Below are 9,413 nucleotides of genomic sequence, written 5' to 3'. Positions count from 1 at the left end.
CCGCCGCGGGTCTGCGCCGAAGACGCGCACGGTGCCGGCGTCGGGCCGGTCCATGCCGTGGCAGAGGCCGAGGGTGGTGGACTTGCCGGCCCCGTTGGGGCCGAGCAGCACCGTGACGGCGCCGGCACGGGCGGTGAGGTCGACGCCCCGCAGGACGGGGGTGCGGGACCGGCCGCGGCCGAGGCTCCGGTGGACGTCGCTCAGGCGCAGGACGGGCTCGTCGCGCGGCACGGGATCCGGGGTCAGGGGAGGTCGGGGCACTGTGCCAGTCTAGTCCTCGGGCCCTGCGACCCCGGCTCGTGGGGCCGGGGGTGCCCGGGCCTGCGGCGGGTTCCGCCGCGGGCGTCATCAAGCCAGGTGAGCCTCACTTGAACCGTTCCAGATCAATAGGTCATGATGGCGTGGTGTATTCGGATCAGTCTGCGTCGCCCCCCGCTCCGGCCCCGGCCGAGGGCACGCGCGAGCGTGTGCTGCAGCTGGTCCTGACGCGTGGACCCGTGAGCGCGGCCGAGATCGGCCGCGAGCTGGAGCTGACCGCGGCCGCCGTGCGCCGCCATCTGGACGCGCTCGAGGAGGACTCGCTCGTCGAGGTCAAGCGGGTCACCGCGGCCCGCGGCGCGGGACGGCCTTCCCGCCGCTACGTGGTCACCTCGCACGCGCAGGAGCACCTGCCCAAGGACCACCTCGCCGTCGCCCTGGACACCCTGGCCCGCCTCGAGGAGCTCGGCGGGGAGGAGGAGGTGCGCCGCACCGCGCGCCACGCCTTCCGGGAGATCGAGGAGCGCTTCACGGCCGCCGTCGACGGCCGGGAGACCGCGCTGCAGGACCGCACCCGGATCCTCGCGCGGGTCCTCGACGAGGCCGGCTACGCCGGCACGCTGCGCCACTTCGGCGCGGGCCTGGCGCCCACCCTCCGCGCGGACCAGGTCTGCCAGGGGCACTGCCCGTTCCAGGGAATTCCCGCCCGCCATCCGGAGTTCTGTGAAGAGGAGACCGCGCTGTTCGCCCGCCTGCTCGAGGTGGACGTGCGCCGGCTCTCGACCCTCGCCGCCGGCGCCCACGTGTGCACCACACACGTGCCGCTGGGCCGCGACTGAGCCGCGCGGGCCACGCCCCGGCTCCCGCCGACCACCCGACCGACCCCGACCGCAGTGACTAGTGAGAGAGGCTGAGATGACCGACCAGATCGTCCAGCGGGACTCCGCGGAGACCGCCGACCCCGGCGTGATCCAGGAGATCCTCGACAAGAACCCCGAGCTCAACGCCATCGGCGCCTACCAGTACGGCTGGGCCGACTCCGACGCGGCCGGCGAGAAGGCCGTCCGCGGTCTGAACGAGGACGTCGTGCGCGACATCTCCGGCAAGAAGGACGAGCCGGAGTGGATGCGCGACCTGCGCCTCAAGGCCCTCAAGTACTTCGAGCGCAAGCCGATGCCGGCGTGGGGCCCGGACCTGTCCGGCATCGACTTCGACAACATCAAGTACTTCGTGCGCTCCACCGAGGGCCAGGCCAAGACCTGGGAGGACCTGCCCGAGGACATCCGCAACACCTACGAGCGCCTGGGCATCCCCGAGGCCGAGCGCGAGCGTCTCGTGGCCGGCGTCGCCGCCCAGTACGAGTCCGAGGTCGTCTACCACCAGATCCGCGAGGACCTGGAGGAGCAGGGCGTCGTGTTCCTCGACACCGACACCGCGCTCAAGGAGCACCCGGAGATCTTCGAGGAGTACTTCGGCACCGTGATCCCGGTCGGCGACAACAAGTTCGCCTCCCTGAACACGGCCGTGTGGTCCGGCGGCTCCTTCGTGTACGTGCCCAAGGGCGTGCACGTGGAGATCCCGCTGCAGGCCTACTTCCGCATCAACACGGAGAACATGGGCCAGTTCGAGCGGACGCTGATCATCGCGGACGAGGACTCGTACGTGCACTACATCGAGGGCTGCACCGCCCCGATCTACCAGTCCGACTCGCTGCACTCGGCCGTCGTGGAGATCGTGGTGAAGAAGAACGCCCGCGTGCGCTACACCACCATCCAGAACTGGTCCACGAACGTGTACAACCTCGTGACCAAGCGCGCCGTGGTCGAGGCCGGCGGCACCATGGAGTGGATCGACGGCAACATCGGCTCCAAGGTGACCATGAAGTACCCGGCCGTGTACCTGACCGGCGAGCACGCCACCGGCGAGACCCTCTCCGTCGCGTTCGCGGGCAAGGACCAGCACCAGGACACCGGCTCCAAGATGGTGCACATGGCCCCGCACACGAACTCCTCGATCGTGTCCAAGTCCGTGGCCCGCAGCGGCGGCCGCGCCGCCTATCGCGGCCTGGTGCAGATCGCCGAGGGCGCGAACGGCTCCGCGAACTCGGTGGTGTGCGACGCCCTGCTCGTGGACACGGTCTCCCGCTCCGACACGTACCCGTACATCGACATCCGCGAGGACGACGTGACCCTCGGCCACGAGGCGACCGTCTCGAAGGTGTCCGAGGAGCAGCTCTTCTACCTCATGAGCCGCGGCATGTCCGAGGACGAGGCCATGGCCATGATCGTGCGCGGCTTCATCGAGCCGATCGCCCGCGAGCTGCCCATGGAGTACGCGCTCGAGCTCAACAAGCTGATCGAACTGCAGATGGAAGGATCGGTGGGCTGACATGACCGACACCGTGGAGAACACCCAGCGGACCATGATCCCGGGCATGGGCGAGGAGGGCGAGAAGCTCACCGTCGCGCAGAACCCGGCCGCCCGGGCCGGGGGCCGGGAGCGCAACGCCGCGGGCTCGCGCGCCGATCGCCTCAGCTCCTTCGAGCTGTCCGACTTCCCCGTGCTCACGGGGCGCGAGGAGGACTGGCGCTTCACCCCGCTCAAGCGCCTGGGCGGGCTGCACCTGCCCGAGGGCGACGACGCGCGCCTGACCGGTGCCGCGCCCGCCGTGGCCGTGGCCGAGCAGGCCGGCGTCACGGTGGAGACCGTGGCCCGCGACGACGCCCGCGTCGGCTCCGTCCTGACCCCCGACGACCGCGTGTCCGCCGCGGCCTGGAACTCGGTCTCCGAGGCCACCGTCGTCACGATCTCCGGCGAGGTCGCCGAGCCGGTGCGCATCGACGTCGTCGGCTCCTCCGCCGACCCGGCCGCGATGCACCTGACCGTGCTCGTGGAGGAGAACGCGCAGGCCGACGTCGTGATCGCCCACCGCGGCACCGCCGTGCTGGCCCAGAACGTCGAGTTCGACGTGCGCCGCGACGCCCGCCTGAACGTGGTCGCGCTGCAGGCCTGGGAGGGCGATGCCGTGCACGTCTCGGCCCAGCAGGCCTCGGTCGCCACGAACGCGCACTTCAAGCACGTGGCCGTGTCCTACGGCGGCGGCGTGGTGCGGCTGACCCCGACCGCGCGGTTCGCCGCCGAGCGCGGTGAGGCCGAGATGTACGGCCTGTACTTCGCCGACGCCGGGCAGCACCTCGAGAACCGCCTGTTCGTGGACCACAACCAGCCGGACTGCGTCTCGAACGTGCTCTACAAGGGCGCCCTGCAGGGCACGGACGCGCGCACCGTGTGGGTGGGCGACGTGCTGATCCGCAAGGAGGCCGAGGGCACGGACACGTACGAGAAGAACCAGAACCTGCTGCTCTCCGACGGGGCGCGCGCGGACTCGGTGCCGAACCTGGAGATCGAGACCGGCGTGATCGAGGGGGCGGGCCACGCGTCCGCGACCGGCCGCTTCGACGAGACCCAGCTGTTCTACCTGATGGCCCGCGGCATCCCCGAGACCGAGGCCCGCCGCCTGATCGTGCGCGGCTTCCTCAACGAGATCATCCAGAAGATCGGTGTCGGCGACGTCGAGGACGAGCTGACCGCCGTCATGGAGGACGAGCTCCGCATCGCGCAGCTCTGACCGACGCCCCGCAGACCCCACCGCCTTCCACCCGAGGAGAACCACCATGGCAACCCTGCAGATCACCGACCTGCACGTGCAGATCGCGACCGAGAACGGCCCCAAGGAGATCCTGAAGGGCCTCTCCCTGACCATCGAGACGGGCGAGACCCACGCGATCATGGGCCCGAACGGCTCCGGCAAGTCCACCCTGGCCTCGACCATCGCCGGCCACCCGCGCTACGAGGTCACCTCCGGCTCCATCACCCTCGACGGTGAGGACGTCCTGGAGATGGGCGTCGACGAGCGCGCCCAGGCCGGCCTCTTCCTGGCCATGCAGTACCCCGTGGAGATCCCGGGCGTCACCATGACCAACTTCCTGCGCACCGCCAAGACCGCGCTCGACGGCCAGGCCCCCTCGCTGCGCACCTGGACCAAGGACGTCAAGGGCGCCTTCGAGGCCCTGCAGATCGACCCGGCGTTCATGAACCGCAACGTCAACGAGGGCTTCTCCGGCGGCGAGAAGAAGCGCGCCGAGATCCTCCAGCTCGAGCTGTTCAAGCCCAAGTTCGCGATCCTCGACGAGACCGACTCCGGCCTCGACGTCGACGCGCTGCGCATCGTCTCCGAGGGCGTCAACCGCGCCCAGGCGCAGAACGAGATGGGCACCCTGCTGATCACCCACTACACGCGGATCCTCAACTACATCAAGCCGGACCACGTGCACGTGCTGGTGGACGGCCGCGTCGCCGAGTCCGGCGGCCCGGAGCTCGCCGAGCAGCTCGAGGCCGAGGGCTACGCCCGCTTCGAGAAGGCCGCGGCGGGGGCCTGAGATGACGGAGACCACGAACCAGGCGCCCACGGAGGACATCCGTGAGGCCCTCAAGGACGTGATCGACCCGGAGCTGGGCGTCAACGTCGTGGACCTGGGCCTGCTCTACGGGCTGCACTACGCCGACGACGGCGCGCTGCTCGTGGACATGACCCTGACCACCGCGGCCTGCCCGCTCACGGACGAGATCGAGGACCAGGTCTCCCGCGCGATCGGCACCATGGTGGACGAGTGGCGGCTGAACTGGGTCTGGATGCCCCCGTGGGGCCCCGAGCGGATCACCGAGGACGGTCGCGACCAGATGCGCGCCCTCGGCTTCAACATCTGATCCGGCCCGGACCACGACGGCGGCCCGTCACCTTCGCGCAGAAGGTGACGGGCCGCCGTCGTGGTGGGGGAGTGCGGACGGGCCGGCAGGCGCCCCGGCGCTCCCGGCTCAGATGTCCAGGGAGGAGGCCCGGAAGGTGTCGCACTGGCGGATGTCGGGCTCCTGCTGGGAGCTCTGGTAGCCGCGCATGAACCAGGCCATGCGCTGCTCCGAGGTGCCGTGCGTGAACGCCTCGGGGTCCACCCGGCCGGTGTGGGTGGACTGGATGCGGTCATCGCCCACGGCGGAGGCCGCGTCGATGGCCTGGCGCAGCTGGCCCTGCGAGATCGGCTTCAGGAACGGCGCACCGGACTCGGGGTCCACGGTGGAGGCGGCGTGCCCGGCCCACATGCCGGCGAAGCAGTCGGCCTGCAGCTCCGCGCGCACGGCGCCGGAGGTGGGGCCGGTGGTCCCGTCCTTCGAGTGCTGCAGGTAGCCGGTCACCTGCTGGACGTGGTGGCCGTACTCGTGCGCCACGATGTACTCCTCCGCCAGCGGTCCGCCCTCGGCGCCGAAGTCGGTCTGCAGCGTCTCGAAGAACGCGGTGTCGAAGTACATGGACTCGTCCGCCGGGCAGTAGAACGGGCCCGTGGCCGAGGAGGCGCTGCCGCAGCCGGTGCTCACGCCGCCCTGGAACAGGGTGAGCTGCGGCTGGCGCCACTGGATGTCCGAGAACTGCGCGAGGTACTCGCCCCAGAACTCGTCCGCGGCCTCGGTGGTCGCGACGACGCGGCAGTCGGTGTTCTGGTTGGCGTCCGCACCGCTGGCGCACTCCTCGTCCGAGAGGGGCTGGCTCTGGCCGCCCGAGCCCGTCTGCTGCTGGTACTGGCTCTGGCCGACGGACCCGCCACCCGTGTCGATCCCGAGCTGCTCGGCCAGCCCGGGGGCGAAGATCGCGAGCAGCACCGCGAGCAGGCCGCCGCCACCGCCGATGGCGATGCCCCGGCCCCCCAGCCCGCCGCCACCGCCCGATCGGGCCCGGCCGGCGTCGATCTGCACGTTCTCGTTGAAGCTCATGGGGCCAGAGTGTAGACGGACTAGACTGGCCCGGCACCGCGCTGGCCCCCGCCCGTCGAGATCGGCCGGGCCCCGCCGATGCACCCCTGTTCCCCCCTCGACCCTTGGAGTCTGACACCCCCATGCTGACCGTCACCGATGTCGAACTGCGCGTGGGCGCCCGTCTCCTCATGGACGAGGTGAACTTCCGCGTGGACAAGGGGGACAAGGTCGGCCTCGTGGGGCGCAACGGCGCCGGCAAGACGACGCTGACCAAGGTGTTGGCCGGCGGCGGGCAGCCCACGGCGGGCACCGTGACCCGGACCGGGCGCATCGGCTATCTGCCCCAGGACCCCAAGGTCGAGGACATGGACCAGTCCGGCCGCGACCGCATCCTCTCCGCCCGCGACCTGGACCAGACCATCCGGCGCATGCGCGAGGCCGAGGCCGGGATGGCCGCCGTCGACGACGCCGAGCGGGAGCGGGCGATGAACCGCTACTCCCGCCTGGAGGCGGAGTTCGAGGCCCGCGGCGGCTACGCGGCCGAGTCCGAGGCCGCCCGGATCACGTCCAACCTCGGCCTGCCGGACCGCGTGCTGGACCAGCCGCTGCACACCCTCTCCGGCGGCCAGCGCCGCCGCGTGGAGCTCGCCCGCATCCTCTTCTCCGACGCGGACATCATGCTGCTGGACGAGCCCACCAACCACCTCGACCACGACTCGATCGTGTGGCTGCGCGACTACCTGAAGACCTACTCCGGCGGCCTCCTGATGATCTCGCACGACGTGGAGCTCATGGAGATGACCGTGAACAAGGTCCTCTACCTGGACGCGAACCGGCAGACCATGGACGTCTACAACATGACGTGGAAGAACTACCTCGCCCAGCGCCAGCAGGACGAGGCGCGCCGCCGCCGGGAGTTCGCCAACGCGGAGAAGAAGGCCTCGGCCCTCATGGCCCAGGCCGAGAAGATGCGTGCCAAGGCGACCAAGGCCACCGCCGCGCAGAACATGATCAAGCGCGCCGAGCGGCTCATGCGCGGCGTCGAGGGCGAGCGCGCGGTCGACCGCGTGGCCGCGATCCGCTTCCCCACCCCGCAGGCCTCCGGCAAGACGCCGCTGCGCGCCGAGAACCTCTCCAAGTCCTACGGCTCGCTCGAGATCTTCACGGGAGTGGACCTGGCGATCGACCGCGGCTCGCGCGTGGTGATCCTGGGCTACAACGGCGCCGGCAAGACGACGCTGCTGCGCATGCTCGCCGGGGAGGAGACCCCGGACACCGGCGAGGTCCAGGCGGGCCACGGGCTCAAGCTGGGCTACTTCGCCCAGGAGCACGACACCCTGGACCAGGACGCGTCGGTCCTGGACAACATGCGCCACGCCGCCCCGCAGCTCGGCGACACCCAGGCGCGCACGCTGCTCGGATCGTTCCTCTTCCAGGGCGACGACGTCGACAAGCCCGCCCGCGTCCTCTCCGGTGGCGAGAAGACCCGCCTGGCGCTGGCCACGCTCGTGGCCTCGAGCGCGAACGTGCTGCTGCTGGACGAGCCCACGAACAACCTCGACCCCGCCAGCCGCGAGGAGATCCTGAACGCGCTGCAGCAGTACGAGGGCGCCGTGGTGCTCGTGACCCACGACGAGGGCGCCGTCGAGGCGCTCGACCCCGAGCGCGTGGTGCTGCTGCCGGACGGGGTCGAGGACCTCTGGAACGACGACTACAGGGACCTCATCACCCTCGCCTGAGTGCGCGGGCCGCCGAGGCGGAGGGCGGGCTCAGTCGAAGAGCGCGTCCTCGGCCTCCTCATCCGTGAGCCGCCCGTCGCGCCGCCGGACCGGCTTGGCGCGGGGGACCCGGTGAGCGGAGAGCAGCCCGTCGTCCGCGGCGTCGTCGAGGGCGTCGGCCCGGTCGTTGCGGGCGCGCATCCACGCGGAGTACCCCCACACCCCGAAGCCCATGGCCGCGAACAGGTACCACTGGATCGCGTAGGACAGGTGCGGGCCCTCGTCGAGGGTGGGCTCGACGAGCTTCTGCGGCATCGGCTCCACCGCCGGGTCCTCCGTGACCATGATCCCGTAGGCAGTTCCGGCCACGGGCCCGCCCACGGTGTCGGCGATCTCGGCGAGGTCGATCGAGGGCACCTGGCCCTCCGGGGCGTCGCGGTCCAGGGCCGGCTCCCCGGGCTTGACCCGCACCACGACCTCGGCGTGGCCGGCGGGCGGGGCCGGCACGGCGTCCGGCTGACCCGGACTGTTGCCCACCGGGAGCCAGCCGCGGTCCACCACGACGACGGGGCCCTCGTCCGTCCGGAACGGCACGAGCACCTCGTAGCCGGGCTGGCCGGCCCGGGGGCGGTTGCGGACGATGAGCGTCTCGTCGACGAGGTACTCGCCGGTCAGTGTCACGGGCGTCCACTCGTCGTCGGTCTGGAACGCGGTGAACAGCCGGGAGGCCTCGGCGAACGGAACCGGGTCGTCGTCGTAGTTCTCCAGGACGCGGTTGACGCGGTGCTGGACCTCCACGCGGCGGTCCCACTGCCACTGCGCGAGCGCATGGCACAGGAAGGCGAAGAGGACGCACACCACGAAGCCGAGGATCCACGGGCCGGTGGCGAGGAAGCCGAAGCGCAGGGCAGGAAGGCGTTCGGCGTCGCGGGCGGTCGGGTCCGTCATGGGGGCGGGGGTGCTCATGGGCGCGGGGGCTCCTGCGGGGTCTCGGGCGTGTCGACCTCGGGCGCCTGCGTGGCGGCCGGATCGAGCGGGCGGGAGCGCCGCAGGAAGCCGCGGGCGCTCAGGAAGTCGTCCAGGAAGGGCCGATGGTCCGTGCAGGCCAGCCAGGTCTTCACGCGGTCCGGGGCGTGGACGCGCGGGTTGTTCCACTCCAGGGCCCAGGCGGCCTCCGCGGTGCAGCCACGACGCGAGCAGACCGGCCGCTCGGGCCCGTCCACGGCGGCGTGCGGGGATCGGGCAGTGGAGGCACCGGCGGCGGGGTCAAGGCGGCCGGACGCGAGGGCGCCCAGCAGGTCCATGCCCGGCTCACCCGGGACCGCGCCGATCACGCGCCGCCCCGTCCGGGCAGGCCGGGACTGCCGGCGGACGAGGACCCTCGGCCCAGCGCCCGTGGCGCACGGTCGCGCGGGTCGTCCACGAGGTCGCCGGTGAGCACGACCGGCTCGGGCGCCGCCGCGTCGTCGGGGCGGGGGGTCAGGGCCGGTCCCTGGGCGGCCACGGCGCGCAGGGGGCCGGCCTGCTGCGGGCCGGTGTTGTTCACGCGCACGACGGCGACGTAGGGCAGCACGACCGCGCCGAGGATGAACCCGAGCTGCCACCAGCCGTGGGTGAAGAGCGCGGCGACGA

Annotated in this window: 11 protein-coding genes; 6 read left to right on the top strand and 5 right to left on the bottom strand. The window is 71.7% G+C overall.

The window, feature by feature from the left end:
• Positions 1–261: ATP-binding cassette domain-containing protein (locus tag D8M29_RS05210; RefSeq protein WP_370450146.1), on the bottom strand; the 261-nt coding region annotated here is incomplete at its 3' end.
• 50 nt (positions 262–311) lie between these two features.
• On the opposite strand from D8M29_RS05210, the gene D8M29_RS05205 reads away from it, so the two are divergent.
• The 5 genes from D8M29_RS05205 (at position 312) to D8M29_RS05185 (ending at position 5,025) form a co-directional block, all read left to right on the top strand.
• Positions 312–1,097: a metalloregulator ArsR/SmtB family transcription factor gene (locus tag D8M29_RS05205; RefSeq protein ID WP_255420488.1), complete on the top strand. Its 786-nt coding sequence runs from the start codon at positions 312–314 to the stop codon at positions 1,095–1,097.
• A gap of 76 nt (positions 1,098–1,173) precedes the next feature.
• A complete protein-coding gene (sufB, locus tag D8M29_RS05200; protein ID WP_036315257.1) occupies positions 1,174–2,646 on the top strand; it encodes a Fe-S cluster assembly protein SufB in 1,473 nt (490 codons plus the stop codon).
• A 1-nt stretch (position 2,647) separates the two neighbouring features.
• Complete coding sequence (gene sufD, locus D8M29_RS05195; protein ID WP_095695708.1) at positions 2,648–3,886, top strand: Fe-S cluster assembly protein SufD; 1,239 nt, start codon at positions 2,648–2,650, stop codon at positions 3,884–3,886.
• Between the two features lie 46 nt (positions 3,887–3,932).
• Positions 3,933–4,697, top strand: coding sequence for a Fe-S cluster assembly ATPase SufC (sufC, locus tag D8M29_RS05190; protein WP_127435201.1), 765 nt, complete (start codon positions 3,933–3,935; stop codon positions 4,695–4,697).
• Between the two features lies 1 nt (position 4,698).
• Complete coding sequence (locus D8M29_RS05185; RefSeq protein WP_002855327.1) at positions 4,699–5,025, top strand: metal-sulfur cluster assembly factor; 327 nt, start codon at positions 4,699–4,701, stop codon at positions 5,023–5,025.
• 108 nt (positions 5,026–5,133) lie between these two features.
• On the opposite strand, the gene D8M29_RS05180 is transcribed toward D8M29_RS05185, so the two are convergent.
• Positions 5,134–6,081 (bottom strand): neutral zinc metallopeptidase, encoded by a 948-nt coding sequence (locus D8M29_RS05180; RefSeq protein WP_127435200.1) that lies wholly within the window; start codon positions 6,079–6,081, stop codon positions 5,134–5,136.
• Positions 6,082–6,203: 122 nt separating this feature from the next.
• Here D8M29_RS05180 and abc-f point away from each other — a divergent pair, with 122 nt between their 5' ends.
• Positions 6,204–7,802 (top strand): ribosomal protection-like ABC-F family protein, encoded by a 1,599-nt coding sequence (abc-f, locus tag D8M29_RS05175; RefSeq protein WP_060974284.1) that lies wholly within the window; start codon positions 6,204–6,206, stop codon positions 7,800–7,802.
• A gap of 30 nt (positions 7,803–7,832) precedes the next feature.
• On the opposite strand, the gene D8M29_RS05170 is transcribed toward abc-f, so the two are convergent.
• From D8M29_RS05170 to D8M29_RS05160, 3 genes are all read right to left on the bottom strand, one after another.
• Positions 7,833–8,747, bottom strand: coding sequence for an SURF1 family protein (locus D8M29_RS05170; protein ID WP_127435199.1), 915 nt, complete (start codon positions 8,745–8,747; stop codon positions 7,833–7,835).
• On the bottom strand, positions 8,744–9,115 hold the full coding sequence (locus D8M29_RS05165; protein ID WP_036336831.1) for a hypothetical protein: 372 nt from the start codon (positions 9,113–9,115) through the stop codon (positions 8,744–8,746). The genes D8M29_RS05170 and D8M29_RS05165 overlap by 4 nt, the downstream gene beginning before the upstream one ends.
• Positions 9,112–9,413 (bottom strand): DUF3099 domain-containing protein (locus D8M29_RS05160; RefSeq protein WP_127445831.1); only part of this gene is annotated, 302 nt, incomplete at its 5' end. The genes D8M29_RS05160 and D8M29_RS05165, both read right to left, overlap by 4 nt.

Origin of the sequence: Micrococcus sp. HSID17227 (genome assembly GCF_003989405.1) — a bacterium.
In the GTDB taxonomy this organism is placed as follows: domain Bacteria; phylum Actinomycetota; class Actinomycetes; order Actinomycetales; family Micrococcaceae; genus Micrococcus; species Micrococcus luteus.
Note: the sequence above shows the minus strand (reverse complement) of the source record. Positions and strands in the feature narration are given on the sequence as shown.